The organism is Mycobacterium sp. OTB74, from assembly GCF_029892685.1.
Taxonomy (GTDB): Bacteria; Actinomycetota; Actinomycetes; order Mycobacteriales; family Mycobacteriaceae; genus Mycobacterium.
In genome coordinates this window covers 80,480-107,163 of sequence record NZ_JARXVD010000007.1, presented here as the reverse complement: position 1 = coordinate 107,163, position 26,684 = coordinate 80,480, and the positions used below count along the sequence as shown (strand labels likewise).

The window sequence follows — 26,684 nt, the reverse complement described above, 5'->3', positions numbered from 1 at the left end:
CGGAGTGAACATCGCTGGTTAATCGTGTGCCGATAACGATTTCGGAGGAACGCGGGCGCGGTCCAAGCACGCCGCTTAGGCTGGCAAATCGTGACGCCGCGCATAATGTCGGTATTGGCCGCGACGGCGTTGGCCGTCACAATCGCATTGCCCGGCAATGCCATAGCGGCTCCAGACAATGATCCGTCGCTGGTCAGCGCACCCACGCTGAGTTTGATGACGTTGGGCGCCGGTGCGCCCATCGCTTTGTACGGCATCGCGGGCAGCCAGACGCTGACCTTTCCCGTGCCCCCGGGCTTGGTACCAGCCGAGCTGACCGCGACCATCCAAATGCCGGTCAATATGCACGGCGGGATACTCGAGGTCGTTCAGGATGACCGCGCGGTATCCCGTACTCCGCTGCCGTTGACCGACCAAGCTCCGATCGTGATTCCCTTGGTGGGAGCGCGAATTGTCGACAATTCACTGACAGTGCTGCTGCGCAGCTACCTGGTTCCGCCCGAGGGCTACTGCGCCTTCGACCCGACCAACCCCCTGCGGTTGGTCGCCACATCGGTGCGCTTCACCGGTCAGGAACTGCCGCCGGCGACGATCGCCGACTTCCTTCCCCCGGTGCTGAGCAAGCTGACGGTTTTCGTCCCGGGCAAACCCTCGAGATCAGAATCGGATGCCGCGATCCGCCTGGCCACGGCGACGATCGCGCGGTACGGCCAACAACGGCCGGCCATCGATGTTGTCCCGCTCGCCGGGGACAGCGTGGCGCCCCCGCAGCCGCTGGAACGCCAGATCATCGTGCGCGAGCGTCCCGGCCCAGGCCTTTCGCTGCAGGGGCCGAATACTGTTCCGGCACTTCTGGTTTCGGGTGAGGGCGGAGAGCTCACCAATCAGGCTCGGTTGGTGTCCAGCGACATCTCGAAGTTGGCGGTGAGTTCTAAAGCCGTTGCGGGTCCGTTGTCCAGCACACCGCAGCTTCCGCCTGACCTGACCACCATTCGCAAACTCGGGCAGCCGGGGGTCAATGCCACCGCACTGGTCAATCCACAAGTGACCATTCCGTTGGATCAGTCCAGATTGGGTCGTTCGGTGCGTGGCTTGCGGGTACATCTGCAGGGCTCGTACACACCGTTGCCGGCGAGTATTTCCGGTCAGGTTCTGGTCAAGGTCGGTGGTGAGACCTTGTCGCGCTGGACGACTGACGCCACCGGGCGCATCGATACCTGGGTCGACGTGCCGGACCGTCTGCTGCAGCGCTACACAAGTCTGGACGTATCTGTGAACGCCGCCGGTAATACCGGCCGCTGCGGTGAATTCCAGCCGATCACCCTCACCATCGACGGCGAGTCCGCCGTGCAGACCAGCCTGGCCAAACCGCCTGTGCCAGGTGGATTCCAGGCGTTGCCACAGGCGCTCATGCCGCGGATGGAGGTGGGCCTGGAGGACGGCTTCGACAACCTGAGGCGGGCGGTGCTGATCCTGTCCGGGCTGCAGCGGCTGAGCTCGCGTCCGTTCGACACCGCGGTGACTTCTCTGCAGGATGCGGTGGCGTCGCCGAATCCCGCGCTCTTGATCAGTGCCAACGGCTGGAACAACGGCAGCATCGCCCTGCCCGTTACGGCGGGCGACAAGGGCACCATCACGGTGCAGACTGCCAACGGTGTCGGCCAGTCCGGCACGGTCACGCTGGACCCCGCGCAGCCGTTCGGGTCCCTGCAGACGACGTATGTCGGTGGGCGGACGGTCTTGATCGCCACGTCGAACAATGCACCGCAGGAGTTGGATCGTCTGATTGGTTGGCTCGATGCCGATATTGCGCACTGGTCCGGTCTCACTTCGAGCGCCGTGCTCGCGTTTCCGGGCCGTGCACCTGTCATGGTCACGACCGATGTGGCCGCGCCCGAGGCTCCGCAGCCCGCTGACCGGTCCGCGCTGTACTGGACGATCGGTGGCCTGGTCCTGGCTGTGCTCGCCGGTGGCCTGATTGCGTTGCGCGGCAGGCGTTCCCGGGGAAGTCAATGAGCATTGCCACCGACACCAGGCGCAACTCGTGGGAAGCCCTGGTCTCGTGGTATTACGGTCTAAATCCCACGATCCGGCTGATTCTGCGATGGATACTCATCGCAGTGCTGACCGTAGTGGCGTTCCGGGCGAGCCTGTCCAACTTGGTTGTGACCACCCGGGAGGGTGGCCTGGTTGGTTATGTGTGGGTGATTCCGTTTGCAGCCCTGCTGGCGGCGGTGGGTGTCGCTATTCGTCGGCGCACCGAACTGCCGATCCACGATAGGCAGACCGACATCATTGTCGGGACCATGGGCCTGGTTCTGGCACTGATGTTCCAGGGGGTGCTGCTGCGTCGTTACGCGGAGTACTTCCATCTGCTGCGACTGGACCTGTTCGCGATGTGGATTTTCGTGTTGAGTTCCGCCATCGTGTTGTTCGGAGTGCGACCGGTGGCGCGGTTCGGCTGGGTCTGGCTGTTGACGTCAATGGTGTTCTCGTTGCCGTACCAGGTGATGGTGATCGTGCTGGGCGGTGGCACCTTGGCCGCCGCCGTGGCCTCGCTGTTCATCGCCGCACCGGCGACTGCCGTTGCAGTGGGCGGTACTCATCGTCGGGCGTTCGTAGGGGCGGTTGCCGCGTTCGCCTTGGGTCTGATGGTGCTGTTGCTCATGCATTATTTGGTGCCGGGGGCGCCCCTGTTGGCCTATCAGCTGGTGCCCTCGCTGGCGCCGATCGTCCTGGTGGGTGGCGTCGCGTTCTTCCGGCTGCGTCGGGGAAAGCCGCTGCGTGTCCTCGACCGGAAAGTGGAACCGCTTGCCGCCAAACAGGTCTGGGCCGCCGTGCCGCTTGTGGTCGCCGTAGCGGTGGTGCTGGCCTTCATCCCGCTGCCCAAGCAGCAGTCCGCACTCGTCATCAGTCGCAGTGCGCCTTACGATCTGGTCCCGGGATTGGCGTTGGTCGTACCGTCGGGCTGGGCTGTGACCAAGGTGGAGACCAACGTCGATGACGTCCGCCGGTACTACGGCGAAGATGCCGTCCTGGTGCGTCAGCGGATGACCGCACTGTCGGGAGACGCACGGTTCGACAAGTTCGCCAGGCCGCGGACCCTGATGGTGGACAGCATCGTCAGTTCACTGCCCTACTCTTTCGATGCCTATACGGGCCGGGTGCTCTACGACACCACCGGCGCCCGGTTGAGCCGGTCTCAGCCCGTAGATCTGGGGCACGGTGTGCATGGGCGCATCCTGTCGGTGATCGATGACCGGCTGCTGGTCACCTGGGATGTGTTGCGATTCGCCTGGGGGGACGATGAGCAGGACCAGATCGTGGGTGTTTTCGCGGTGGACAATCACGAGAACGACGCTCCCTTCCCGGACCCGCGGTCGGGCCTGGTGTCGACGTTGCGAGACCTGTTCACCGTGCTGTTCCGCGGTAACGCAGTCACGGAGCAAAACCGCCCGACATTCAAGGACGCTGAGTTGTTGACCGAGTTCGGCCGCCAGCTGGTGGCCGCGCAGTTCGAGCACGGTGCGGCGGCGCACTCATGACAGACACCCTTGATCTGGACAGCGCGGATGACCGCCGATTCGCCTTGCATCGCGCGATCAACGGTCTGCGCGATGACGATCCCATTAACTCCGCGTCTACCCCGATCCTGGGCTGGCAGAAGCCGGTGCTGTGGGGCCTGTTGGCGATTGTCATCGTCTGCGGGGTGTGGCGACCGATAGCGACCGCTGCGACGCTGATCGGTTTGTGTACCTTCGGCTACCTGCTGACGTTGGGTGACCGCGTGTTGATCTTCCGCCAAGGCTTGGCAACCCGTCCCATCGGCATCTCCGACGAGGCGGCCCGCGCCGTTCCCGACGAGGACCTGCCGCTGTACACGATCCTGGTACCGGCCTACAACGAGCCAGAAGTGGTAGGCAACCTCATCGCTGCGATGGACGCGCTGGAGTATCCGGCGGACCGGTTGCAGGTGCTGCTGCTGCTGGAAGCCGACGACCAGGTGACCATCGACGCGGCGAACGCCTGCGGCGTGTCGGACAAGGTCACCATTGTGCTTGTGCCGCCGGCGAACCCGCGTACCAAACCCAAGGCGTGCAATTACGGCCTGCACTTCGCGACCGGTGAGATCGTCACAATCTTCGATGCGGAGGACCTTCCGGAGCCGTTGCAGCTGCGCCGGGTGGTGGCCGGATTTCGGCAGCTGCCGGACGATGTCGCATGTGTGCAAGCCAAACTCGTCTATCACAACGGACATCAGAACCTCTTGACCGCCTGGTTCACCGCCGAGTACGCGCTGTGGTTCGGATTCCTGCTGCCGGGCATGATGGTCAGCACGTCACCGATTCCGTTGGGCGGCACGTCGAATCATCTGCGCCGCGATGTCCTGAGACGCATCGGCGCGTGGGATCCCTTTAACGTCACCGAAGATGCTGATCTGGGCCTGCGGATCGCCGCCAACGGATATCACACCGCGGTCATCGATTCGTACACCCTCGAAGAGGCCAACAGTGACGTGATCAACTGGATCCGGCAGCGTTCCCGTTGGTACAAGGGATACCTGCAGACCTGGCTTGTCCATATCCGGCAACCGCTGAAGTTGTACCGCACCATCGGTTTTCGCAGTTTTCTGCGGTTCAACCTTGTCCTCGCCGGGACCCCGGTCATCTCGGTGCTCAACCTGTTGTTCTGGCTCATCACCGTGCTGTGGTTTCTCGGGCAGCCCGCGGTGGTGGGTGCGGTATTCCCTTGGTATATCTACTTTCCGGCGTTGATCGCGATGATCATCGGCAACGCGACCGTGATGTACATGAACATGATCGCGCTCCGCGAGGATGATCGTTCCGACCTCTTGCTGGCCGGTCTGAGCGTGCCACTGTTCTGGGTGATGATGAGCATCGCCGCGGCCAAGGGCTGTTATCAGCTGATCCGGCAACCGTCATACTGGGAAAAGACCTTTCACGGCCTCACCGAACCTTCGGAGCAGGAATCCGCTGAGGCGTCGGTCGGTGTGATATGACGGCTCCTGGTCGGCTGTCGGACCGCGCCATCAAGTGGGTCATCTTCGGTACGGGCGCGGCGTTGTACATCGGCGTCGGTTATTGGTTGCAGGTGCGTCACGGTTTCTTGATGGGTGACACCCTGTCTCGGATAGCCGCAACGCAATCGGTGCTGTTCAGTCGGGACCCCCACCTGGCCGCGATCGGTTTTATCTTCACGCCGGTCACTGCGATGTTGCAGATACCGGAGATTCTGCTCAGTCCCTATTTCTCGGTGCTGTCCGAGCGGGCATTTGCGGGCACATTGATGTCCGGTTTGTTCATGGCGGGCGCTGCCGTTCAGCTGTTCACCATGGGCAACGACCGCGGGCTGCCGCGCGCCTACTCACTGACCATCACAACATTGTTCGCACTCAACCCGATGATCATCTTCTACGGGTCCAACGGCATGAGTGAAGCGCCGTTCGTCTTCTTCATGACATGGGCGGTGCGCCGGCTCGTCATGTGGACGGCCGACGACGATGTGCACCACCTGGTCACCGCAGGCGGTATTGCGATGGGGCTGGCATATCTGACCCGCTATGACGCCCTGGCGTCCGTGGGTGTGTCCGGTCTGCTGGTGGGTGTCACGACCTATCTGCGTGCCCGGCCGGCGCCACGACTGCGGCGCGCGGTGCTCGACACGCTGACCGTCAGTGGCCCGGGCGTGCTGGCTTTCATCGGATGGGCCGTGGCAGGGTGGCTGATCACCGGCGAAGCGTTCGCACAGTTCACCTCGCAGTACGGGAATACCGCGATCCTGGCGCAGTCCGGGCAGACCGCACCAACTTTCCTTGGCGGCGTGCATTTTTCCATGATGTGCATGCTGGTGCTGGCGCCGACGCTGGTTCCGATAGCGCTGTGGGCGATCGTGCGGCGGTGGGGCCGTCCGAACTGGCAGATGCTGGTGGTGCCGTTGGCGCTGTTCGGTGTGGTGCTGGCATTTCAGGCCTACAACTATGCGACGGGCTCCACCTTTGGGTTCCTGCGTTTCTACATCACGGTGATACCGCTCGCCGCATGTCTGGCTCTGCTGGCTGTCCCGGATGGTGTACTGGTTTCTCCGAAACGCCGCGGCAGGTACGCACCACCGATCGCTCCTGTGATCCCCACCAGGGGGTGGGCTCAATACGCCGCTGTCGCAGTGGCTTTCGCGGTCACCCTGCCGGTTGCGATGTGGGGCATGGGGCAACCGGAGTATGCGCCGCAGGAGTTCGCGTTGCGGGCTGTCGTCTTTCCCCGACCTGACGATGTCAGTGAGCGCAGCGCGCGGGAACGGCGTATCGTGCGGACATTCGCCACTGAGCGTGAGATCGCTTCGTTTCTGGAGAAACTCAACCTTCCGGACAGCTCGGTCATCACCGATACCGTGTACGGGTTCGGCATATTGGCGGCGTCAAAGCGGCCAAGGATGTTCGTGATCCCGTCGGACCCAGATTTTACTCAGCTCCTCAACGATCCGTCGGCCTACGGCATCAAGTACTTACTTGCCGTGCCGCGGGTCGGACGCGGCACGGCAGATGCGCTCAACGTGCGCTACCCGACGTTGTATGACACGGGGGCCGATGTGGCGACACTGGCCCTAGAGATTCCCAATGACGGTGATGGCCAACCGGACTGGCGACTGTACCGGGTCAACGAACCTGTCGGTGGTCGGCGCTAGTCGGTCGCGGCGCTAGTTGGTGGTAGTCCCCGGCAGGGGGAGTGGCTTGGTCCCTGGGGTGCCCAGCTTGCCGGCCAGCCAGGGTAGGGCGGCCTCGAATCCGGCGCCGGCCGCGGCGAATGTGTGAGAGCCGGGGTAGCTGACCACAGAACATTCCATATTGTGGGCGCTCAACAACAGGCACAGCCGGTTGGCGTTGGCCGCATGCGCTTCCGAGTACTGATCCCAACCGGCCAGGGCTTGCGGGTCTACAGGCGTGTCGCTGGCCCGACGGTGCACCGTCGGCGTCTTCTCCGCCACTCCCAACCAGGCCGCTATGTCGGGGTATCGGCCCGTCTTCTCGATCACCGTCTTTGGGTCAAACGCCGCCCACGCATCGGCATCCCCGCCGAACAACCTCGCGATGGTCTGCGTTTTGGTGCCGGTGTTCGGTCCGAGTTGTCCATCCAAGGCGACGAACGCGCTGAACAGTTCCGGGTTCCTCATCGCCAGCACCAGCGCGCAGGTGCCGCCTGATGACCACCCGACCAGTCCCCATTTGGCGCGGTCCGGGCTGACGCCGAAATGCGAGATCAGATAGGACCGAACATCTTTGGTCAGGTGATCCGCCGCGTTGCCGCGCGGCCCGTTGACGCACTCGGTGTCGTTGTTGAATGTCCCGGTCGAGTCAGGGAAGACCACTACGGGCGTGTTGCCGTGGTGAAAGGCCGCGAACTCATCGAGGGTCTTGAGGGCCCCACCGGACTGCGGCCAGTCGGAGGGATGGCTGAATTCAGCACCGATGGCCATGACGGCCGGCAGTGTCGGCGGGGGATCAGAGCGGAACCAGGAGGGCGGCAGGTACACCAGCTCGCGCCGGTGGCCGAATCCTGAGGCGTCCCTGGGGATGTCCACCCACACCATGGTGCCGCGGGTGGGCTGCTCACCAGCGTGGCGCATCGCCGCCAACGCGGTTTCGTCGATCCATTGCGCAGGCCCGGATCCTGTTATCCGCTGCCAGGCGGACTGCACCGTCGGGAAGTAGCCGGTGGCGATGTTCAACTCCACAAATCCGCACAGCACCGCAAGCACGACAGCCAGTACGGACACGATTCGGCGCCACCAGCGACCGCCGCGCCACGCCAAAACCGCCATGGCGGCCGCGAATCCGGTGATCACCACCCACAGCACGCTGGGCAGCGAGGCGGCTCTCGAGGCCCAGCCCTGGTACTTGACGAATGTCCGGGTGAGTATTGCGAGCAGCACACCGGTGAGCAGTGCGATGGTGACCGCTCGCAGCAGCCAGGGTCGGCTTCGAGGTCCGATGCCCAGTAGTAAAGCTGTGATCGCCAACACTTCCAGGGCGATCGGTACAACTCCGCTGACCAGTGACACGACCACTCCTATCCCGGGATTACGGCTTATGGCCCGCCATGAACATGGGGCAATCGTTGGCCGACGGCAGTAGCTTCATCCGGTCGGTGAGCCACCCCAACGCGGCGACCGGCTGAATCTGTTCACGCCCCTTGTCCGGCCAGTAGACGAGCTGAATCACATCGCCCATGGTGCAAGCTCGTGAGATCGCGTGCTCGGTCCACGCGGCCGGGATCACCGCATCCTGACCGCCGTAGATGATGTACATGGGCGCCTGCGTGGGACCCTGAGGCAGGGTGGTCTTCTGGAGGTACCCACGCAGCTTCTGCAGGGCGGCGGCGTCGGCGGGACGTAGGTCTTGCGGAGGGATGTTGTCGGCCAGCGCTTTTCGTTGCACGGGGTCCGTGCAGCCCAGCAGTGCATCCCAATTCTGTTGGGCGGCACCGCGCCGGTAGTTGTCGAGTTCGAACTCGTAGTAGTACTGGTCCTTCAACGCGGCCAGGTAGGCGATGTAGACCAGTTTCTGGTCGGTGTTCAGCGTGCCGGCCATGGCGGCATCGGCGAGGCCGCCGAAGTCTGCCATCGGTGCAAGTGCTGCCGTGGCAACCAGTTTCAGGTCATGAGCGTAGTTGTCGGCCAACTCGTTGGCAGCCCACGCCGCTTGGCCGCCCTCGGCCGCGCCGATCGAGGCCCACGAAGTCGAGGTCTGGGGCACCATTTTGTGCGCTGCGCGCACCGCGTCGATCATGTTGTAACCGGCTGTGGTGGAGTCCAGATAGGGGTGGAAGTCATGGTCATCGGGTTTGGTCGGCTTGCCCAGACCTTGATAGTCCGGCGCGGCCACCACGAAACCGGCGTTCAACAGCGCGACGACCGTGGCTGCTCCACCGCGCAGATCGGGGGACAGTGAAGGGGCGCAGTCAGGGGTGGTACCGGCGGTCGAGTGCCCCAGGGCCACAATCGGGAACCCGTCGGGTGGCGGATTGCCTTTGGGCACAAATACCGTTCCCGTCACGTGCGATACAGCCTCGTTGACGCCGTTGCGCGACGCATAGGTCATGACTTTGGCTGTCGAGGCTGCCTCACGCAGTGCCGGATCCAGCCGATCCAGCGGTGCGTCGGCGACAATTTGACCTGGGCTGTCCGGCTGGCTACCGGGTTTTGGTGCCGCCGAGCAAGCAGTCAGGCAAATAAGAACTACCGACAGCAGCGCGGTGAATCGCACCATTGAATATTCCTAGCTCCGGAGTGATCAGTGGCCAGTGGGCAAACTCATCCTGTCATCGGAGCATCCCGGTTGTATGGCATATGCGCAACCTCGCCGGCCGCCCATCGCGGCAATGCTGATCCGAATTGGTTGTGCGAGATCGACTCTCGCAAAGCAGAATTTACGCAATTGAATATGTAGGCGTGAAGGTGCGACGTGACCGCCTGGCCGGAGTCAGCCAATGAACGGTCCCACGGACGGCCGGTGCCGATTCACTCGCCGTCGTCTATGCCATGGGCTGGCACCCGCCAGCTCAAGTTCCTGGCATGGCGCACGCAGGCGCACCGATACCCCCATTCCTAATTCGATCAGTCTCGCGCGAATGCGCCCATCGCCTCCTGGTTCAGGTCGATGTAGCTCTTGCCGCTGACGTCTACCGCTACGCCCTTGATGGTGCCGCCGGTGAACCGCCCGGGGCTCTGATACAGGTTGGTTACGTTGTCACCACTGTCGAAGCCTACGCACAGACCGTCACCGCAGAGGGTGAACTTGCCGACCTGCGCCCGCATCGGGCCCTGCGCCACGGTGTTCCCATCGATGTAAAGCTTTGTGGTGCCAAGGGATTCGCCGTATTTGCCGCTGTTCTCCCGGGTGAACTCCATGCCCAGTGCGTGCTTGCCCGGGGGCAGTGGTGGAGAAGTGAACACCTGCTCGGGCGGGATGCCCAGGAAGTTGTAGACGTAGAACAGTTTGTTGTCCTTGATGAACAAGGCATGGCCGCCGAACCGGGAGCCGTGCGCGAAGATCACGCCTCGGGCCTGCGGGGTGATGTCGACATCGGCGATGATCTTGTAGTTGCGGCCGCGGATGTTGGCCGCCACCGACTCTGGCACCGGTGAGGCATCCGGGTAGTAGAGGTAGCGGTCGCGCGGGGGCTCGAACTGGGGGCGCTCGATGCTGGTCAGTTCGACCGGCGTCCGGTCGTCGAGGGGCAGGACGAAGTTCTTCTTGGCCTCGTCGAACCACGCGTCCTTGAGTTCCTTGAGTTTGTCGGGGTACTTGTCCGCGAGATCCGTTGATTCCGAACGGTCTTCGTCGACATGGAACAGTTCCCACTTGTCCTGATCGAAGTGCCCGTGGCCGCTGATCGGGGCGTGCAGCGCCGCAGCCTTCCAGCCGTCCTGCCAGATGCCGCGGGTGCCCAGCATGGCGTAGTACTGGTTCTTCTTTTTGGTGGGGTCGTCCGGTTTGGCGTCGAAGGTGTACTTCATCGAGACCCCGTTGAGCGGGAACTGCGGCACCCCGCGATAGGTCTCGGGCATCGGAATGCCGGCCACGTCCAAGATGGTCGCCACGACGTCGGTGGCGTGGTGGTACTGGTGGCGGACCTCGCCTTTGGCCTTGATGCCCTTGGGCCAGTGGATGACCATCGGGTCGCAGGTGCCGCCGGAGAACTGCGAGTACCGTTTGAACATCTGGAACGGGGTGGAGAACGCCACCGCCCAGCCGGTCGGATAGTGGTTGTAGGTGGCCGGGGTACCCAGCTTGTCGATCATCGCCATGTTCTCGGCCAGGTCATCGGGGTACCCGTTGAAGAACTTGTTCTCGTTGACCGACCCATTCGGCGAACCTTCACCCGAAGCGCCGTTGTCGGCGCAATAGAAGATCAGGGTGTTGCCCATCTGGCCGGTCTGATCCAGATAGTCGACTATCCGGCCGACCTGGGCATCGGTGTACTCGGAGAACCCGGCGAACACCTCGGCCATCCGGGAGAACAGGCGCTTCTCGTCGGGGTTGAGCGTATTCCAGGGCCGCACCATATCCGCGTCCAACGCAACGTCTTTCGGCAGCGGGTTGATGGGGGTCATCTTGGTGTCCTTGGGCAGGATGCCCTTGTCGATCATGCGTGCCAGAACCCAGTCGCGGTAGGCCTCGTAACCGTCGTCGAACTGGCCCTTGTACTTAGCCGCGTACTCGGTGGGGCTGTGGTGCGGCGCGTGGTTGGCACCTGGGCAGAACCACATGTACCAGGGCTTGGACGGGTTGGTTGCCCGTTGGTCGCGCAGCATCCGAAGTGCTTGATCGGCAAGGTCTTTCGAGAGGTGATAGCCCTGCTCCGGCGAATAGGGCTGCTCGATGTAGCGGTTGTCCTCAACCAGGTCGGGGTACCACTGATTGGTCTCGCCGCCCAGATAGCCGTAGAACCGGTCAAAACCCTTCTGCACGGGCCATTCCGACTTGCTGCCGCCGCTCGCCAGATCCTGCTCGGGGACGTTGTGGTCCTTGCCGACCCAGAATGTGCTGTAGCCGTTCTCCTGCAGGACCTGTCCGATGGTGGCGCACTCGGCGGGCAACCGACCGGACGCGCCCGGAAATCCGTCGGTGGTCTCGGCGATCGATGCGAAATTGTTGACGTGGTGGTTGCGTCCGGTCAGCATGCAGGACCGAGTCGGCGAGCACAGAGCCGTGGTGTGCCACTGCGAATAGATCAGCCCGCTGTCGGCGAGTTTCTGCAGCGTCGGCATGTTGATCCGGCCACCGTAGGGTGACCAGGATGCCAATCCGGTGTCGTCGTACAGCACCACTAGGACGTTGGGGGCGCCCTCGGGCGCGTGTTTGAGTTCCCACGGCCCCCAATCGGACTTGGAGTCGCGGACATCCAGTTTGATGTCGCCTTTGAAGTTCTTCATGACTTCGTTGGCGGCGGCACTACCGTCACCCTCGCTGGCGCTGCCGCCGCCGTTCTTGTTGTCACAGCCGGCGATCAACGACGACCCCGCTGCGACGCCGGCTGCGGCGGCCACGCCACCGATCATGGAGCGTCGCGAGAGTTTCGGGCCGCCGGGTTCCGGCGTCGATTCGGACGATGACTCGGTATCAGATGCCATGGCACCCATTATTAGGACAATTCGCATTGCCCGCAGCCATTCGGCTGGTCGGACTGGCGTGTCGGCCGTTGATATATTCCGTTGTCTGCCAACGGATTCGTTTCGCTTATGCGAATTTCAGCGAATTCTGTTGGGGCAGAACGGCAAAACTATCGGCAATGGATAGCACCCTTTTCGGGTGATATCCATTGTGGGGGGAAGCTCCTGTAGTTTTGGGTAGTGGCGCCTGCTGGAACCTGTGGAATGCGTCCCGCTCCGTGGTTTCTGGCGAGTGTTCCTCTTGCGCGGCCAGACATGCTCGCCCGCGCATCGGTGATTCGGTTACTCGCTGCTGGGCGTGAGTGCAAACGGGCGGTCCTGGTCGCAGCGCCCTCCGGCTACGGCAAAACGGTCGCCTTGGCGCAATGGGCCGCGCGGCGGCGGTGCCGGGCTCGGTCGCCTGGTTGACGCTGACTTCTCGCGTTGCCGATCGTGAGGACGTGCTGCGCGGGCTGTTGACTGCGATGGGCAACTGTGCGCGCACCGGCGCCTGGAGCATGCGCTCGGCCTCGCGCGTGAGCAGTGCGTGCGATACCAATTCGTCGACAACGCTGATTCGGTCTCTCGTGAATTGCTCGCAGCGCACATGTCAACTACGAGGCATCGAGACTTCCTCAGCGAAGCGTTGGTGCTGGGGGAGCCGTGCAATTCGGTATCTCCAGCGTCGGTGCTGACTCCGCGCGAACTGGAAGTGCTGGCCTACCTGCGGACCACCCATGACATCACAGGAGATCGCCGACCGGATGGCGGTATCGCTGAACACTCTGAAGACGCAGCAGCGGTCCATCTACCGCAAGCTTGCCGTGGCCAATCGGCGGGAGGCGATCAGGGCTGTCGCGCCCTAGCGTGGTTTCGGTGTGGCTGTGCACGCCGGGCGCCTTCAGCTGCGCCAAAATCGCCTTTTGCTTCTCAGCTACGGCTCACCTTTGCCGAGTAGCCTCATGCCGACCGGCCCATCGGTGGCCGGCACGATGGAGCGAGGCGCCATGGCGACAGAATTTGCAGGCCGGATCGAACTCGACATTCGCGATTCGGAGCCCGATTGGGGTCCGTATGCCGCGCCGACCGCACCGCCCGACTCGCCCAACGTCCTCTACCTGGTGTGGGACGACACCGGCATCGCCACCTGGGACAGCTTTGGTGGCTTGGTCGAGATGCCGGCCATGCGCCGGATCGCCGACAAAGGCGTGCGACTGTCCCAGTTCCATACCACCGCACTGTGTTCGCCCACGCGCGCATCCCTGCTTACCGGCCGCAACGCCACATCCGTCGGTATGGCCACCATTGAGGAGTTCACCGACGGATTCCCGAACTGCAACGGGCGCATACCTTTTGAGACGGCGCTGCTGTCGGAGGTCCTGGCCGAACGAGGCTGGAACACCTATTGCATCGGCAAGTGGCACCTGACTCCCTTGGAAGAGTCCAACCAGGCGTCCACCCGGCGGCACTGGCCGCTGTCCCGCGGGTTCGAACGGTTCTACGGCTTCATGGGCGGCGAGACCGACCAGTGGTACCCGGACCTGGTCTACGACAACCACCCGGTTGCCCCGCCGGCCACGCCCGAGGATGGCTACCACCTGTCAAAAGACTTGGCGGACAAGACTATCGAGTTCATCCGCGATGCCAAGGTGATCGCCCCGGACAAGCCGTGGTTCTCCTATGTGTGTCCTGGCGCCGGGCACGCACCGCATCATGTGTTCAAAGAGTGGGCCGACAAGTACGCCGGCAAGTTCGATATGGGCTACGAGGCCTACCGCGAGATCGTGCTGGAGAACCAGAAGCGCCTCGGGATCGTGCCACCCGATACCGAACTGTCTCCGACGAATCCCTATCTGGACACCAAGGGGCCCAATGGCGAGCCCTGGCCGCTGCAGGACACTGTGCGGCCGTGGGACTCGCTGAACGACGACGAGAAGCGGCTGTTCGCTCGGATGGCGGAGGTGTTCGCCGGGTTCCTGTCCTACACAGATGCCCAGATCGGCAGGGTCCTGGATTACCTGGAGGAATCCGGGCAACTCGACAACACCATCATCGTGGTCATCTCCGACAACGGGGCCAGTGGCGAAGGCGGGCCCAACGGCTCGGTCAATGAGGTCAAGTTCTTCAACGGCTACATCGATACGGTCGAAGAGAACATGCGCTATTTCGACAGTGTCGGGTCGCCGGCGACCTACAACCACTATCCGATCGGCTGGGCGATGGCTTTCAACACGCCCTACAAGTTGTTCAAGCGGTACGCATCGCACGAAGGTGGTATCGCCGATACCGCGGTCATCAGCTGGCCCAACGGAATTCGTGCACATGGCGAAGTCCGGGACAACTACGTCAACGTCTGTGACATCACTCCGACGGTCTACGACCTGCTGGGTATCGAGCCTCCGGCGGAGGTGCGCGGTGTCCCGCAGAGACCGCTGGAAGGCGTGAGTTTCAAAGCGGCCCTGGATGATCCGAGCGCAGGGAGTGGTAAGACCACCCAGTTCTACACCATGCTCGGCACCCGCGGCATCTGGCACGACGGCTGGTTCGCAAACACGGTGCACGCCGCGACACCGTCGGGCTGGTCAAACTTCGACAAGGACCGATGGGAGCTGTTCCACATCGAGTCCGACCGGAGTCAATGCCATGATCTGGCCGCCGAAAACCCGACGAAACTAGCCGAGCTGCAACAGTTGTGGTCCGCTGAAGCGGCAAAGTACGACGGCTTGCCGCTGGCCGACCTCAACATCCTCGAGACTCTCATGCGCGAACGGCCGTACCTGTCCCGCGACCGGCAGAGCTTCACTTACTACCCGGGAACCGCCGAGGTGGGCATCGGGGCGTGTGTGGACTTGCGTGGACAACCGTTCTCGATCCTGGCTGAGGTTGACGTCGAATCAGGCGCCGAAGGAGTGGTGTTCAAACACGGCGGCGGGCACGGCGGGCACGTGCTGTTCGTCCGCGACGGCCGGCTGCACTACGTCTACAACTTCATGGGCGAGGACGAGCAGGAGGTGTCCGCGTCCGACCCGCTGCCACTGGGCCGGCACGTGCTGGGCGTGCGCTACGACCGCACCGGAACGGTCGAGGGAAGCCACACGCCGCTCGGAACCATTGAGTTACACGTCGACGACGCCGTGGTGGCGACCCGTGCCGATGTGCGCACCCACCCGGGAACGTTCGGGCTGTCCGGCGGGGGAGTCGCGGTCGGCCGCAACTCGGGTCAGGCTGTCTCCAACCGGTATGCGGCACCGTACCCATTCACCGGCGGTACCATCGCGAAAGTAGTCGTCGACGTTTCTGGTACGCCGTATCTGGACGTCGAACGGGAACTCGCCCAAGCTTTTTCGAAAGACTGAATGACGTCGTGACACTGACCCGACTCGTCGAACTGCCCGGCGGTGAATTCGTGATGGGGAGCAACTACTTCTATCCGGAGGAACGGCCCGAGCACACCGCCGAGGTGGCGGCGTTCGCCATCGAAGAACATCCGGTGACCAACGCTCAGTTCGCCGAATTCGTCTCGGACACAGGTTATTTGACCGTCGCGGAGCGGCCGATGGATCCAGCGCTCTATCCCGGTGTCGCCGAGGAGGACCTGGCCCCGGGCGCCCTGGTTTTCCGGCCGACCACCGGTCCGGTGAATCTCCGGGACTGGCGCCAGTGGTGGGACTGGGCACCGGGTGCGTGCTGGCACGCGCCTTTCGGCCCGGACAGCACGTGGCAGGATCACCCCGATCATCCAGTTGTCCAGGTGGCATACACCGACGCCGCGGCATATGCGCAGTGGGCCGGGCGCCGGCTACCCACCGAGGCGCAGTGGGAGTACGCCGCCCGCGGTGGCACCACGACCACCTACGCCTGGGGTGACGAGGTGATGCCCAACGGCGAACTGATGGCCAACACCTGGCAGGGGCACTTCCCCTATCAGAACGACGGCGCTCTCGGTTGGGTTGGCACCTCCCCGGTAAGTACCTTCCCGCGCAACGGTTTTGGCCTCGCCGACATGATCGGCAATGTGTGGGAGTGGACTGTCACGCCGTTCCAGCCGGGCGTAGTGGTACCCGGTGCGCCGGCCTGCTGTCCGCCGCCCGATCCGGATCCGAGCGTCACCCACGCACTCAAAGGCGGGTCGCACTTGTGCGCGCCGGAGTACTGCCACCGGTACCGGCCTGCCGCACGGTCACCGCAATCGCAGGACAGCGCGACGACCCACATCGGCTTTCGCTGCGTCGTCTAGCGCCCGCCCCCATACCGCCCAAACGGACAAACGGGCCGATTTGTGCGAGTAGATCCGGCCTTTTTGTCGATTTCGGCGCTGGCCTATATCCAGATTCAGCGCGATTTGATCTCTGTGCCGAAGTGCGCCGCTGCCGCACCATGAGCGGAAACCAGGCGACAGGAGACTGCGGTGACGAAGGAAGCGACGGCTACGGGTTGGCTAACCCGAGTCGGGACCGATTGGTGGGCAACAATTCTCGGTCTTGCGATAACGGCGTTGGCGGTCGCCGGCGCCCTGCCGAAGATCGGCTGGTGACGCGATGAGTGTCGAAGCAGCCGATACCGCCGGCCAGAGCGAGCGGGAGGCTGAGTCCGACCCCGCGGAACAACCCGGCGCACGACGATTCCTCGACTACCTGCCGGGCCTGCTGTTGCTGGTGGCGGTCGGGTTGGCCGGAAAGTATGCCGAGATCGGTTGGCTCTCCCTCGCCAAGCATCAGCACTGGCGGGTGCCGGACATCGAATACGTGCTGTGGGCCATCGTGATCGGGCTGGTGATCACCAATACCGTTGGCCTGCACCGGGTTTTCCGGCCGGGCATCGCGACCTACGAGTTCTGGCTCAAGATCGGCATCGTGCTGCTTGGGTCCCGGTTCGTACTGGGCGACGTCCTCAAACTCGGCGCCACCAGCCTGGTTCAGATCCTCGTGGACATGACCGTCGCGGGCGCGATCATCATTGCCGCAGCGCGTTGGTTCGGACTGTCCGGCAAGCTCGGTTCGCTGCTGGCTATCGGCACGTCGATCTGCGGGGTATCGGCGATCATCGCGGCCAAAGGTGCTATCCGAGCACGTAATTCGGACGTGAGCTACGCGATTGCCTCGATTCTGGCGCTCGGCGCAGTGGCGTTGTTTGTGCTACCACCGCTGGGTCACCTGATCGGGCTGACCGATCACGAGTTCGGACTGTGGGCGGGCCTTGCCGTCGATAACACGGCCGAGACCACTGCGACCGGATACCTTTACTCCGACGCCGCGGGCAAGATCGCGGTTCTGGTCAAGTCGGTGCGCAATGCCCTGATCGGATTCGTGGTGCTCGGCTTCGCCATCTACTGGGCCGCCCGGGGTGAGGCCGACGCCGTCGCAACCGGGGTGCGTGCCCGGGCCGCGTTCGTCTGGGAGAAGTTCCCCAAGTTCGTCCTCGGCTTCCTGGCTGTGTCGGCGGTCGTCACCGCCGGGCTGCTCAGCAAGGGGCAGGTGAGCAATCTGGCCAGCATCTCCAAGTGGGCGTTCTTGCTGACCTTCGCCGGGGTGGGCCTGTCCACCGACTTCCGGCAGATCGCTCGCACCGGCTGGCGGCCGTTGGTGGTTGCCGTCATCGGTCTGGTGGTCGTGGCCGTGGTGTCGCTCGGACTGGTGCTGCTGACGTCCCGGGTTCTCGGTTGGGGCGCAGGGGCCTGAGCGGGATACCCCACGAGATCGACGACATGGTCGCTGCCATTGACTGGCAGCGACCATGTCGTCGTTTTCGAGGTCCTTGTCCGAGTGACCTGATCGCGGCCTGTGGGTAGTGGGTCAGTTTGATTTACCAGGCGTGGGCGACGCACGCTGTGAGCTTGCACTACATGTACTACAACTTCGCACGCCCGCACGCGACCCTCACCACGCAGAGCAATGGCCGTAAACCACCCCCGCGAAGGCAGCTGGCGTCTCAAACCACGTGTGGACATGCCACGAGATCGCCGCGCTACTGGATTAAATCTCCACCCACCCACCCAGGGGCGTCATTGTCCGTGCAGGTCACCTATGCCGGCGTGGCGTAGCGTGGACGTATGGCGTCAAATCATCGTGTTATGCGGGGCAGTCGGCTCGGAGCTGTCAGCTATGAGACCGAGCGCAATCACGACCTCGCACCACGGCAGATCGCGCGCTATCGCACCGCCAATGGCGAGGAATTCGACGTACCGTTCGCCGACGATGCCGAAATACCTGGCGTGTGGTCGTGCCGCAACGGCCACGAGGGCACCCGGATCGACGTGGAGGCGCCCGGACCGGTGAAGGTTGGAAAACCGGCGCGCACACACTGGGACATGCTGCTGGAGCGCCGTTCGATCGAAGACCTCGACAAACTGCTCGATGAGCGCCTCGCGGTCATCAAGTCGCGGCGCGGAAAATAGATCCCGTCAAACTGACCACCACCGGACTGTGCAGCGATTTGGAGCGTTGTCCCTGCTCGCCTAGTATGTAGGGGTTGCCCAGGGCAGACCTCGGTCATCACGTGACTTTGCGTGCCCATGGACAACAAGACCGCGCACGTCCAGGTCGGTATCTGGCGTGCATACAAAACCCAGGTCAGGAGATCGAGTGATTCAGCAGGAATCGCGACTCAAGGTCGCCGACAACACGGGCGCAAAGGAAATCCTTTGCATCCGCGTGCTCGGTGGCTCGTCGCGGCGCTACGCCGGCATCGGCGACATCATTGTGGCGACCGTCAAGGACGCCATCCCCGGTGGCAACGTCAAGCGTGGTGACGTGGTCAAGGCCGTCGTCGTGCGCACCGTCAAGGAGCGCCGCCGGCCGGACGGCAGCTACATCAAGTTCGATGAGAACGCCGCCGTCATCATCAAGAACGACAACGACCCCCGCGGTACCCGCATCTTCGGGCCGGTCGGTCGCGAACTGCGCGAGAAGAAGTTCATGAAGATCGTCTCGCTGGCCCCGGAGGTTTTGTGATGAAGGTGCACAAGGGCGACACCGTGCTGGTTATTGCCGGCAAGGACAAGGGTGCCAAGGGCAAGGTCATCGAGGCCTACCCGACCCGCAACAAGGTGCTCGTTGAGGGCGTCAACCGGATCAAGAAGCACACTGCGCAGTCGCAGAACGAGCGCGGTGCTTCGTCGGGTGGCATCGTCACCCAGGAGGCGCCGATCCACGTTTCCAACGTGATGGTGGTCGACTCCGACGGCAACGCGACCCGCATCGGCTACCGCGTCGATGAGGAAAGCGGCAAGAAGGTCCGTATCTCGAAGCGCAACGGCAAGGACATCTGAGATGACCACAGTGGAAAAGACTCAGCCCCGGCTGAAGACGCGCTACCGCGAAGAGATCCGCGACGCGCTCAACAATGAATTCAATTACGCCAACGTCATGCAGATCCCGGGCGTGGTCAAGGTTGTCGTCAACATGGGTGTCGGTGACGCCGCCCGCGACGCCAAGCTGATCAACGGCGCGGTCAACGACCTGACGCTGATCACCGGCCAGAAGCCGGAAATCCGCAAGGCCCGCAAGTCCATCGCGCAGTTCAAGCTGCGTGAGGGCATGCCCATCGGTTGCCGGGTCACCCTGCGTGGCGACCGCATGTGGGAGTTCCTGGACCGTCTGATCTCGATCGCACTGCCCCGTATCCGCGACTTCCGCGGTCTGTCGGCCAAGCAGTTCGACGGTAGCGGCAACTACACCTTCGGCCTCAACGAGCAGTCGATGTTCCACGAGATCGACGTGGACTCGATCGACCGCCCCCGCGGCATGGACATCACGGTCGTCACCTCGGCGACCACCGACGACGAAGGCCGTGCGTTGCTGCGGGCCCTGGGCTTCCCGTTCAAGGAGAACTGACAATGGCAAAGAAGGCTCTGGTCAACAAGGCCAACAAGAAGCCGAAGTTCGCGGTGCGTGGTTACACCCGCTGCAACAAGTGCGGTCGCCCGCACTCGGTGTTCCGCAAGTTCGGCCTGTGCCGAATCTGCCTGCGGGACATGGCGCACGCCGGCGAACTGCCGGGTGTGCAGAAGTCCAGCTGGTGACTCGGCCCGTCTCATGACGCTCTAGAAGCCGCCTCGGTCCTTGTGGCCGAGGCGGCTTTCACGTTTCTGTGCGCTGTGCGGAGTCGCCGGATGGCGTCCAACTGCGCCCCCGATCAGCACCGATTTGGCTGGATGGCGCCGGAGTTCCTATACTGGGCAGGTTGCCTTGGCACTGTCGTGCCTTGGTGGCAGTAACTTGCCTGCAGTGCCTACACGGAATTGCAGGTGAAGCGAGGCCCCTAACCGGCACCTGCCGGTCAGGATTAATTACTTCGTAGTAGGCCCACTACGTGACGTGCCAAGCCACCGCAAGGTGGAACCGGCCCGCGCGTGCTGTATGGGAACCGCAGCGAGAAAGGTTGATCAAAGCTGTCATGACAATGACGGATCCGATCGCAGACTTCTTGACACGTCTGCGCAACGCCAACTCGGCGTACCACGACGAGGTGACCCTGCCCCACTCGAAGATCAAGGCGAATATCGCCGAGATCCTCAAGAAGGAGGGTTACATCACTGACTACCGCACCGAGGACGCCCGCGTGGGCAAGAGCCTCGTTGTGTCCCTGAAGTACGGCCCGAGCCGCGAGCGCAGCATCGCCGGCCTCCGCCGGGTGTCCAAGCCCGGTCTGCGGGTGTACGCGAAATCCACCAACCTGCCGCGGGTTCTGGGTGGCCTGGGTGTGGCGATCATCTCCACGTCCTCCGGCCTGCTCACCGACCGCCAGGCAGCTCGACAGGGCGTGGGCGGCGAAGTCCTCGCTTACGTCTGGTAGGGGGCAGAGAACATGTCGCGTATTGGAAAGCAGCCGGTTCAGATTCCGGCCGGCGTCGATGTGACCATCGATGGCCAGAACGTCGCGGTGAAGGGCCCCAAGGGCACCCTGACGCTGGACGTCGCCGAGCCCATCGAGGTGTCTCGCAACGACGACGGCGCCGTCGTGGTGACCCGTCCGAACGACGAGCGTCGCAACCGCTCGCTGCACGGGCTGTCCCGCACCCTGATCGCCAACCTGGTGACCGGTGTGACCCAGGGTTACACCACCAAGATGGAAATCTTCGGCGTCGGTTACCGCGTGCAGGCCAAGGGCTCGAACCTGGAGTTCGCGCTCGGCTACAGCCACCCGGTGCTGATCGAAGCCCCCGAGGGCATCACGTTCGCAGTCGAGACCCCGACCAAGTTCTCGGTGTCCGGCATCGATAAGCAGAAAGTCGGCCAGATCTCGGCAGTCATCCGCCGCCTGCGTCGCCCCGACCCGTACAAGGGCAAGGGCATTCGCTACGAGGGTGAGCAGATCCGCCGCAAGGTCGGAAAGACAGGTAAGTAGCAATGGCTAACACTGAGACTGACAAGCGTAAGCCGTTGGGCCAGAACATCTCTGAGACCCGTCGGGTGGCGCGGCTGCGCCGTCACGCCCGGCTGCGCAAGAAGGTCGCCGGCACTGCCGAGCGTCCGCGCCTCATGGTCAACCGGAGTGCACGGCACATCCACGTCCAGCTGATCGACGACCTGGCCGGTGTCACCATCGCCGCCGCGTCGTCCATCGAGGCCGACGTGCGTGCCGTCGACGGCGACAAGAAGGCAGCCAGCACCAAGGTCGGTCAGCTGATCGCTGCCCGCGCCCAGGCCGCCGGCATCTCCGAGGTGGTGTTCGACCGCGGTGGGTACACCTACGGTGGCCGGATCGCCGCTCTCGCCGACGCCGCGCGCGAAGGCGGGTTGGCGTTCTGATGACTTACTTGACTAATGGAAGGACTGCATGATGGCCGATCAGGCTAATGGAGCCGGGGCCAACAGCGAGTCCCGGGGCGGACGCTCCGACGATCGTCGGGGTCGTCGTGACGACCGTGGTGGCCGTGGTGGCCGCGGCGATGATCGTGGCGAGAAGAGCAACTACATCGAGCGCGTGGTGACCATCAACCGCGTCTCCAAGGTGGTCAAGGGTGGTCGGCGCTTCAGCTTCACCGCTCTGGTCATCGTCGGCGACGGCCACGGCATGGTCGGTGTGGGCTACGGCAAGGCCAAGGAAGTTCCGGCCGCCATCGCCAAGGGCGTTGAGGAGGCTCGCAAGGGCTTCTTCCGCGTTCCGCTGATCGGGGGCACCATCGTGCACCCGGTGCAGGGCGAGGCCGCTGCCGGTGTCGTCATGCTGCGTCCGGCCAGCCCGGGTACCGGTGTCATCGCCGGTGGCGCAGCGCGTGCGGTGCTGGAATGCGCTGGCGTGCACGACATCCTGGCCAAGTCGCTGGGCAGTGACAACGCGATCAACGTGGTGCATGCCACCGTTGCCGCGCTGAAGCAGCTGCAGCGTCCCGAGGAAGTGGCAGCCCGTCGTGGCCTGCCCATCGAAGATGTTGCGCCGGCCGGCATGCTGCGGGCCCGGCGTGAGGCAGAAGCGTTGGCCGCATCGGCAGCGCGTGAAGGATCGGCATAACTCATGGCTGAACTGAAGATCACCCAGGTGCGTGGCACCGTGGGTGCCCGGTGGAAGCAGCGCGAAAGCCTGCGGACACTGGGACTGCGCAAGATCCGCCAGTCCGTCGTTCGCGAGGACAACGCGCAGACCCGTGGTCTGCTCGCGGTGGTTGCCCACCTCGTCACTGTTGAGGAGGCGTAAATGAGCGTCATCAAGCTGCACGACCTCAAGCCGGCTCCCGGGTCCAAGAAGGACAAGACCCGTCTCGGCCGTGGTGAGGGCTCCAAGGGGAAGACCGCCGGTCGCGGTACCAAGGGCACCAAGGCCCGCAAGAACGTCCCGGTGACGTTCGAGGGTGGCCAGATGCCGATCCACATGCGGCTGCCGAAGCTCAAGGGCTTCCGCAACCGCTTCCGCACGGAGTACGCGGTGGTGAACGTCGGCGATATCGCCAAGGCGTTCCCGCAGGGCGGCACCGTCGGTCTGGACGAGCTGGTGGCCAAGGGCCTGGTCCGTAAGAACGTTCTGGTGAAGGTTCTGGGCGACGGCAAGCTGGGCGTCAAGGTTGACGTCACCGCCAACAAGTTCAGCGGTAGCGCCCGTGAGGCGATCACCGCTGCCGGTGGTAGCGCAACCGAGCTCTAAAGCTCCAAAGTGGAAGTGCCCCTGTCGATTTAGGCAGGGGCACTTCTGCGTATGCGGTGCCGCCGCGCCGGAGGCGCGAATTGGCTCGGCGCCGGAGGCGCGAATTGGCTCCGCGCCGGAGGCGCGAATCGACGGAAGGTCGCTGAATCAGCCTAAGCCGGCCGAAATGCCGGGCAGAGCGTCATCGCCGTGGAAGCCCCAGCCCCACCGGCCTGGCCAGACGACGTCGTAATAGTCGTCATCCACAGGTCCAGTAGCACAAGCGGCGTTGGGCCCGAGCCCTCCAGAGAATCGACAATTGGTATTGCCCGAGGTTTGTGCTTGCGCAGGCGCTGCGGCAAGCAGCGATGCCGCGATGATCACTGGTGCAACATATTTGAACTTCGCCACGATTTCGCTCCCGGGTGAGCAGAGGCTGCTGATTAGACGGTGAGCATAACGCCGATGACTGCTCGCCGCATACCGTTGCGGCGATCACCGAGATCGACGTATTGGCTGCTCTCACTCGTATTTTCCGGCCGCTCTGTCCGTCTCGGCGGTAGGTAGGCTCGGGGGATGCGTTCCTTTCTGCCCAGCGTGCCCGGTAGTGACGAGTTGCGCGCGATCGTCCGCAAAGTGGACACCGCCCGCCACCACGGCGTGCCGAATGGTTGCGTGCTGGAACTCGACCTGCATTCGGTACCGCCGGAGACAGGCGGATTCGATCCGATCGCCTTCGTCACCGGGCGGGACCGGCCGCTGCTGTTGGGTGACGCCGTCGCCGCCATCCACCGTGCGGCCAAGGACGACCGGGTGGCCGGGCTGATCGCCCGTGTCCAGTTGCCTGCTGCGGCAGCCGGTCCGGTGCAGGAACTGCGTGAGGCCGTCGCCGCTTTCAGCGCGGTCAAGCCGTCGATCGCCTGGGCCGAAACGTATCCCGGCACTCTGTCGTATTACTTGGCTTCGGCGTTCGGCGAGGTCTGGATGCAGCCGGCGGGCACGGTGGCGTTGGTCGGGTTCGCCACCAATGCCATGTTCCTGCGCGGGGCTTTGGACAAGGCCGGCATCGAAGCTCAGTTCGTGGCCCGTGGCGAGTACAAGTCGGCGGCCAACATGTTCACTCAGGACGGCTACACCGAGCAGCACCGCGAGGCCGACGGCAGGCTGATCGAGAGCCTGCACGCGCAGGTGCTGACTGCCATCGCCGAATCCCGGGACATCGACGCGCAGGAACTCGACGAACTGGTCGACCGCGCCCCGCTGTTGCGTGACGATGCGCTCGGCGCCAAATTGCTGGACCGGATCGGCTTCCGCGACGAGGCCTACGCCAGGATCAACGAATTGACCAGCGGCACAACAGAACCCGATGGTGATGACGCGCCGGACCGGCTGTACCTGACGCGCTACGCGCACGCCACGGCGGGCCGCTCCCTCCCGGACCTGTCGTCGATTCCGGGACGCAAACACAAGCCGACCATCGCTGTGGTCACCGTGCATGGCGCCATCGTCAGCGGCCGCGGTGGCCCGTCGGTCTTTCCGCCCGGCCCGTCCAGTGCCGGCGGGGACACCGTCGCCGCCGCGCTGCGTGAGGCTGCAGCCGACGACGACGTGCAGGCTGTCGTACTGCGGGTGGACAGCCCGGGCGGCGCGGTGACCGGTTCGGAGACCATCTGGCGTGAGGTGGTGCGGCTGCGCGAGTCCGGTAAGCCCGTGGTGGCCTCGATGGGTGCGGTCGCGGCGTCGGGCGGCTATTACGTCTCGATGGCCGCGGACCACATTGTCGCCAACCCCGGCACCATCACCGGGTCGATCGGAGTGCTGACCGGTAAGTTGGTCACCCGCGGGCTCAAGGAACGTCTCGGCGTCGGCTCGGATTCGGTGCGTACCAACGACAATGCGGACGCCTGGTCGGCCAACCAGCCGTTCACCGAGGCTCAGCACGCACAGGTGACCGCCGAAGCCGACCTGTTCTACACCGACTTCGTACAGCGGGTTGCCGAGGGCCGCGGTATGGCTGTGGCGGCCGTCGACAAGGTGGCCCGGGGCCGGATCTGGACCGGTGCGGACGCGCAGGAACACGGCTTGGTCGATGAACTGGGCGGGTTGCGCACTGCAGTGAGACGAGCCAAGGTGCTGGCCGGATTGGACGTTGATACGCAGGTTCGATTGGTCAGTTACCCGGGTTCGGCGCTGCTGGACTACATCCGGCCCAAGGCTTCGTCTCAGCCTGCGGCGGCGTCACTGCCGGACGCCGTCGCCGCACTGATGGGCCGCTCGCTGGCGGGCGCGCTCGGCCAGGTTGAGCGATCGGTGACGGGGGTCAGTGCGCTCTGGTTGGGGGACTACCGCTTCTGACGCTCAGGCCGCGGTGACCCGTCGATGTCCACCTGGGTCGGGACCGGTAACGTCAGACTCCCGCGATGTTGCCCACGCAGGTCCGCTACGCGGGCTCTGCGATCGCCTACGAGCTGGACTATCGCCCCACGGTCACCGCGGAGGCGGTACTCCCAGTCGCCGGCAGCTAACCGGTCAGCCCAAAGCGCCGCTGATGTAGACGATTTCGCCCATCGGGTCGTCATCGCCCGTATCGGGCACGGGTAACCCGTAGCGGGCGAACAGATTTGATCGGGCGATGCCGTTCATCTGCCAGCCTTTGGCTCCTAGATAGTCTGCGGCGGAATGCCTTTCGCCGTGATAGATCAACGATGGCATGTCCATGTTCAACCCGATCTGGCTGAACCCGACGGATGCGGCCCGAGCCTTGTCCGGGTCGAAATCCTCGAGCCCCGGCACGAATTCGGTTGCCAGGGTACTGCCGGGGGCACTGAGGTCGTTGATGTTGTCGAACAGCCGGTCCTGGGCTTCCGGCGGCAGGTAGATCAGTAGACCCTCGGCGCACCACGCTGTCGGCAAGCCGGGATCAAAGCCCGCTTCCTGCAGCGCCGTCGGCCAGTCTTCCCGCAGATCGATCTGCACTGTCCGGCGATTTGCCGTCGGCGACGCGCCGATGTCGGCCAAAGTCCGCGTCTTGAACTCGATGACTTCAGGCTGGTCGATCTCGTAGACAACAGTGCTGTCCGGCCACGGCAGCCGGTAGGCGCGGGCATCCAGGCCGGAGGCCAGGATCACCGCCTGCCGGATACCGCCATCGGTAGACGTCATGAAGTAGTCGTCGAAAAACCTTGTCCGAACCGCCATCTCGTCGATATTGGCCCGAGCCCGGGCCGCCGCCTGCGGGGCGACGGCCTCGATGGCGTCAAAATCCAGTTCACCGTCGACCATCTTGGTGAACGCATCTATCCCGACGGCCCGCACCAGCGGCGCCGCAAACGGGTCATTGATCAACCCGTGCGGTGCGGTGCTAGCTATGGCCCGACCGGTCGCCACCAGTGTGGCCGTCGCGCCCACACTCGATGCCAGATCCCAACTGTCGCCGGCCACCCGTGCCATTACCGCCT

At 63.9% G+C, this 26,684-nt stretch carries 23 protein-coding genes and 1 pseudogene; 20 read left to right on the top strand and 4 right to left on the bottom strand.

Annotated features, from left to right (window positions below):
- The first annotated feature begins 90 nt into the window (after positions 1–90).
- Genes M2432_RS12000 through M2432_RS11985 form a run of 4 tightly spaced genes read left to right on the top strand, consistent with a single transcriptional unit; the run spans position 91 to position 6,702 of the window.
- Complete coding sequence (locus M2432_RS12000; protein ID WP_280827032.1) at positions 91–2,016, top strand: hypothetical protein; 1,926 nt, start codon at positions 91–93, stop codon at positions 2,014–2,016.
- Positions 2,013–3,545: a hypothetical protein gene (locus M2432_RS11995; protein ID WP_280827031.1), complete on the top strand. Its 1,533-nt coding sequence runs from the start codon at positions 2,013–2,015 to the stop codon at positions 3,543–3,545. The genes M2432_RS12000 and M2432_RS11995 overlap by 4 nt, the downstream gene beginning before the upstream one ends.
- Positions 3,542–5,020, top strand: a complete 1,479-nt coding sequence (locus M2432_RS11990) for a glycosyltransferase (protein WP_280827030.1) — start codon at positions 3,542–3,544, stop codon at positions 5,018–5,020. The genes M2432_RS11995 and M2432_RS11990 overlap by 4 nt, the downstream gene beginning before the upstream one ends.
- Positions 5,017–6,702 carry an ABC transporter gene (locus M2432_RS11985; RefSeq protein ID WP_280827029.1) on the top strand — a complete coding sequence of 562 codons (1,686 nt, stop codon included), beginning with the start codon at positions 5,017–5,019 and terminating at the stop codon, positions 6,700–6,702. Before M2432_RS11990 ends, M2432_RS11985 begins: the two co-directional genes overlap by 4 nt.
- 12 nt (positions 6,703–6,714) lie before the next feature.
- On the opposite strand, the gene M2432_RS11980 is transcribed toward M2432_RS11985, so the two are convergent.
- The 3 genes from M2432_RS11980 to M2432_RS11970 form a co-directional block, all read right to left on the bottom strand.
- Positions 6,715–8,076 (bottom strand): alpha/beta hydrolase-fold protein, encoded by a 1,362-nt coding sequence (locus M2432_RS11980; protein ID WP_280827028.1) that lies wholly within the window; start codon positions 8,074–8,076, stop codon positions 6,715–6,717.
- Between the two features lie 19 nt (positions 8,077–8,095).
- Entirely contained in the window at positions 8,096–9,283 is a 1,188-nt protein-coding gene (locus M2432_RS11975; RefSeq protein WP_280827027.1) for a lipase family protein, read from the bottom strand.
- Positions 9,284–9,630: 347 nt separating this feature from the next.
- A complete protein-coding gene (locus tag M2432_RS11970; protein WP_280827026.1) occupies positions 9,631–12,150 on the bottom strand; it encodes an arylsulfatase in 2,520 nt (839 codons plus the stop codon).
- A 755-nt stretch (positions 12,151–12,905) separates the two neighbouring features.
- On the opposite strand from M2432_RS11970, the gene M2432_RS11965 reads away from it, so the two are divergent.
- From M2432_RS11965 to sppA, 16 genes and pseudogenes are all read left to right on the top strand, one after another.
- The gene (locus M2432_RS11965) at positions 12,906–13,034 is read left to right on the top strand and encodes a LuxR C-terminal-related transcriptional regulator (RefSeq protein ID WP_280827025.1); all 129 of its coding nucleotides are present in this window, start codon (positions 12,906–12,908) and stop codon (positions 13,032–13,034) included.
- A 141-nt stretch (positions 13,035–13,175) separates the two neighbouring features.
- Positions 13,176–15,524, top strand: a complete 2,349-nt coding sequence (locus M2432_RS11960; protein ID WP_280827024.1) for an arylsulfatase — start codon at positions 13,176–13,178, stop codon at positions 15,522–15,524.
- A gap of 8 nt (positions 15,525–15,532) precedes the next feature.
- Positions 15,533–16,405 carry a formylglycine-generating enzyme family protein gene (locus M2432_RS11955; RefSeq protein WP_280827023.1) on the top strand — a complete coding sequence of 291 codons (873 nt, stop codon included), beginning with the start codon at positions 15,533–15,535 and terminating at the stop codon, positions 16,403–16,405.
- A 376-nt stretch (positions 16,406–16,781) separates the two neighbouring features.
- Positions 16,782–17,846, top strand: a pseudogene (locus M2432_RS11950) (YeiH family protein); the annotation flags it as partial.
- Positions 17,847–18,217: 371 nt separating this feature from the next.
- On the top strand, positions 18,218–18,562 hold the full coding sequence (locus M2432_RS11945) for an RNA polymerase-binding protein RbpA (RefSeq protein ID WP_280827022.1): 345 nt from the start codon (positions 18,218–18,220) through the stop codon (positions 18,560–18,562).
- Between the two features lie 187 nt (positions 18,563–18,749).
- On the top strand, positions 18,750–19,118 hold the full coding sequence (gene rplN / locus M2432_RS11940) for a 50S ribosomal protein L14 (RefSeq protein ID WP_020101420.1): 369 nt from the start codon (positions 18,750–18,752) through the stop codon (positions 19,116–19,118).
- On the top strand, positions 19,118–19,435 hold the full coding sequence (gene rplX, locus M2432_RS11935) for a 50S ribosomal protein L24 (RefSeq protein WP_020101421.1): 318 nt from the start codon (positions 19,118–19,120) through the stop codon (positions 19,433–19,435). Before rplN ends, rplX begins: the two co-directional genes overlap by 1 nt.
- Before the next feature lies 1 nt (position 19,436).
- Positions 19,437–20,000 (top strand): 50S ribosomal protein L5, encoded by a 564-nt coding sequence (gene rplE / locus M2432_RS11930; protein WP_138232192.1) that lies wholly within the window; start codon positions 19,437–19,439, stop codon positions 19,998–20,000.
- A gap of 2 nt (positions 20,001–20,002) precedes the next feature.
- Positions 20,003–20,188, top strand: a complete 186-nt coding sequence (locus M2432_RS11925) for a type Z 30S ribosomal protein S14 (protein WP_074854126.1) — start codon at positions 20,003–20,005, stop codon at positions 20,186–20,188.
- A 374-nt stretch (positions 20,189–20,562) separates the two neighbouring features.
- Positions 20,563–20,961 carry a 30S ribosomal protein S8 gene (rpsH, locus tag M2432_RS11920; RefSeq protein WP_020101424.1) on the top strand — a complete coding sequence of 133 codons (399 nt, stop codon included), beginning with the start codon at positions 20,563–20,565 and terminating at the stop codon, positions 20,959–20,961.
- Between the two features lie 12 nt (positions 20,962–20,973).
- Positions 20,974–21,513: a 50S ribosomal protein L6 gene (rplF, locus tag M2432_RS11915; RefSeq protein ID WP_280827021.1), complete on the top strand. Its 540-nt coding sequence runs from the start codon at positions 20,974–20,976 to the stop codon at positions 21,511–21,513.
- Between the two features lie 35 nt (positions 21,514–21,548).
- On the top strand, positions 21,549–21,917 hold the full coding sequence (gene rplR / locus M2432_RS11910) for a 50S ribosomal protein L18 (protein WP_280827140.1): 369 nt from the start codon (positions 21,549–21,551) through the stop codon (positions 21,915–21,917).
- Between the two features lie 31 nt (positions 21,918–21,948).
- On the top strand, positions 21,949–22,620 hold the full coding sequence (rpsE, locus tag M2432_RS11905; RefSeq protein WP_280827020.1) for a 30S ribosomal protein S5: 672 nt from the start codon (positions 21,949–21,951) through the stop codon (positions 22,618–22,620).
- Between the two features lie 3 nt (positions 22,621–22,623).
- On the top strand, positions 22,624–22,803 hold the full coding sequence (rpmD, locus tag M2432_RS11900; protein ID WP_280827019.1) for a 50S ribosomal protein L30: 180 nt from the start codon (positions 22,624–22,626) through the stop codon (positions 22,801–22,803).
- Positions 22,804–23,247: a 50S ribosomal protein L15 gene (rplO, locus tag M2432_RS11895; RefSeq protein WP_280827018.1), complete on the top strand. Its 444-nt coding sequence runs from the start codon at positions 22,804–22,806 to the stop codon at positions 23,245–23,247.
- Positions 23,248–23,802: 555 nt separating this feature from the next.
- Entirely contained in the window at positions 23,803–25,581 is a 1,779-nt protein-coding gene (gene sppA, locus M2432_RS11890) for a signal peptide peptidase SppA (RefSeq protein ID WP_280827017.1), read from the top strand.
- Positions 25,582–25,755: 174 nt separating this feature from the next.
- On the opposite strand, the gene M2432_RS11885 is transcribed toward sppA, so the two are convergent.
- The gene (locus M2432_RS11885; protein WP_280827016.1) at positions 25,756–26,676 is read right to left on the bottom strand and encodes a class I SAM-dependent methyltransferase; all 921 of its coding nucleotides are present in this window, start codon (positions 26,674–26,676) and stop codon (positions 25,756–25,758) included.
- Positions 26,677–26,684 lie beyond the last annotated feature (8 nt).

Bases quoted from the DNA above. Each gene is read 5' to 3' on its own strand.
- M2432_RS11925 (WP_074854126.1), top strand. From the start codon at position 20,003: ATGGCAAAGAAGGCTCTGGTCAACAAGGCCAACAAGAAGCCGAAGTTC.
- rpmD (WP_280827019.1), top strand. From the start codon at position 22,624: ATGGCTGAACTGAAGATCACCCAGGTGCGTGGCACCGTGGGTGCCCGG.
- M2432_RS11965 (WP_280827025.1), top strand. From the start codon at position 12,906: ATGACATCACAGGAGATCGCCGACCGGATGGCGGTATCGCTGAACACT.
- M2432_RS11975 (WP_280827027.1), bottom strand. From the start codon at position 9,283: ATGGTGCGATTCACCGCGCTGCTGTCGGTAGTTCTTATTTGCCTGACT.
- M2432_RS11960 (WP_280827024.1), top strand. From the start codon at position 13,176: ATGGCGACAGAATTTGCAGGCCGGATCGAACTCGACATTCGCGATTCG.
- M2432_RS11945 (WP_280827022.1), top strand. From the start codon at position 18,218: ATGGCGTCAAATCATCGTGTTATGCGGGGCAGTCGGCTCGGAGCTGTC.
- rplE (WP_138232192.1), top strand. From the start codon at position 19,437: ATGACCACAGTGGAAAAGACTCAGCCCCGGCTGAAGACGCGCTACCGC.
- M2432_RS11995 (WP_280827031.1), top strand. From the start codon at position 2,013: ATGAGCATTGCCACCGACACCAGGCGCAACTCGTGGGAAGCCCTGGTC.
- M2432_RS11985 (WP_280827029.1), top strand. From the start codon at position 5,017: ATGACGGCTCCTGGTCGGCTGTCGGACCGCGCCATCAAGTGGGTCATC.
- rplX (WP_020101421.1), top strand. From the start codon at position 19,118: ATGAAGGTGCACAAGGGCGACACCGTGCTGGTTATTGCCGGCAAGGAC.
- rplO (WP_280827018.1), top strand. From the start codon at position 22,804: ATGAGCGTCATCAAGCTGCACGACCTCAAGCCGGCTCCCGGGTCCAAG.
- M2432_RS11885 (WP_280827016.1), bottom strand. From the start codon at position 26,676: ATGGCACGGGTGGCCGGCGACAGTTGGGATCTGGCATCGAGTGTGGGC.
- rplF (WP_280827021.1), top strand. From the start codon at position 20,974: ATGTCGCGTATTGGAAAGCAGCCGGTTCAGATTCCGGCCGGCGTCGAT.
- M2432_RS11990 (WP_280827030.1), top strand. From the start codon at position 3,542: ATGACAGACACCCTTGATCTGGACAGCGCGGATGACCGCCGATTCGCC.
- M2432_RS11970 (WP_280827026.1), bottom strand. From the start codon at position 12,150: ATGGCATCTGATACCGAGTCATCGTCCGAATCGACGCCGGAACCCGGC.
- sppA (WP_280827017.1), top strand. From the start codon at position 23,803: ATGCGTTCCTTTCTGCCCAGCGTGCCCGGTAGTGACGAGTTGCGCGCG.
- rpsH (WP_020101424.1), top strand. From the start codon at position 20,563: ATGACAATGACGGATCCGATCGCAGACTTCTTGACACGTCTGCGCAAC.
- rpsE (WP_280827020.1), top strand. From the start codon at position 21,949: ATGGCCGATCAGGCTAATGGAGCCGGGGCCAACAGCGAGTCCCGGGGC.